Consider the following 1,223-nt stretch of genomic DNA (forward strand, 5'->3'; position numbering starts at 1 on the left):
TGTAGTAGTCGCGACTTCATCTGACAGTTACCCGATTTGACAGGTGCAATTGTCAGATCAGATTTAACTATTCAGTGCGGTAATTTTATCGTTCCAGACCTCCTTTCCGTCAATTAATGTTTGAATAGGTGTTCGACCGCAACACATCTTGCCCTGATGTGTGCGGTCGTGATTGTAGGTATGCAGCCATTCATCCAGATCAATTTGCAGTTCTTCGAGTGACCTGTAGACTTTGCGCCGGAACGCGACCTGGTAGAACTCTTGCAAGATGGTTTTGTGGAAGCGCTCACAGATACCGTTGGTCTGCGGATGATTGGCTTTGGTCCTGGAGTGCTCGATGTCGTTAATGGCCAGGTAGAGTTGGTAATCATGAGTCTCCGGCTTTCCACAATACTCGGTCCCTCTGTCGGTCAAAATACGGATCAGGCCCATACCCTGTTCTGTAAAGAAAGGCAGCACCCGATCATTGAGTAGATCGGCCCCTGTAATCGGGGTCTTGGTCGTGTACAGCTTGGCCGCAGCCCACTTGGAGTAGGTATCGACGAACGTCTGCTGATAGATGCGGCCAACGCCTTTGATTGTCCCTACATAGAAGGTGTCCTGAGACCCCAGATAGCCAGGATGAGCCGTTTCAACCTCGCCATAAGCCATATCATCGTCTTGTTTCTTCTCCAGGGCACTAACCTGTGCTTCGGTCAGAACTCCGTCCGTTTCTGCAACATGGCGCTCTAATGCCAACAAACGCTTCTTGAATGATTCCAGGTCGCGGCGCAACCAGACGCAGCGAACACCTGAGGGAGAAACGAAGATGCCGCGCTTGCGTAGCTCGTTGGATACCCGAACTTGACCAAAGGCAGGCTGCTCAATTGCAAATGCAGCCACTGCCACCTCAGTTGCTTCTTCAACCCGATTCTTGGGATTCGGCTTGCGTCGGTTGGCATCAATCAGAGCATCAATGCCGCCCGATTCCATAGCCGATTGATAGCGATAAAAGGTATCGCGGGAAAGACCCATCACCTTGCAGGCACGGGATACATTGCCAAGCTCAGCTGCCAGATTAAGCAAACCTACCTTGTGCTTGATAACATTTTGTTGAACACTACTCATGGGGTTACTCCTTTGCGCTCTCAGCGCTCAATTTGATAAAGATTCGCACCTCTATCAAACCGGGTAACCCCACCTTTGGCAAGGCCCTACTGTCAGATTAAATCGAAACTACTACA

General features: G+C 50.2%; 1 protein-coding gene. It reads right to left on the bottom strand.

Annotation, left to right across the window (positions count from 1 at the left end; translation table 11 throughout):
* Positions 1-63 precede the first annotated feature (63 nt).
* The gene (locus BM022_RS14975) at positions 64-1,107 is read right to left on the bottom strand and encodes an IS481 family transposase (RefSeq protein WP_091140579.1); all 1,044 of its coding nucleotides are present in this window, start codon (positions 1,105-1,107) and stop codon (positions 64-66) included.
* Positions 1,108-1,223: the final 116 nt, after the last annotated feature.

The sequence above is a fragment of the Nitrosospira sp. Nsp14 genome (assembly GCF_900113575.1).
In the GTDB taxonomy this organism is placed as follows: Bacteria; Pseudomonadota; Gammaproteobacteria; order Burkholderiales; family Nitrosomonadaceae; genus Nitrosospira.

Excerpts from the sequence above, each read along its gene's own strand:
- BM022_RS14975 (WP_091140579.1), bottom strand. The coding sequence starts at position 1,107 with ATGAGTAGTGTTCAACAAAATGTTATCAAGCACAAGGTAGGTTTGCTT.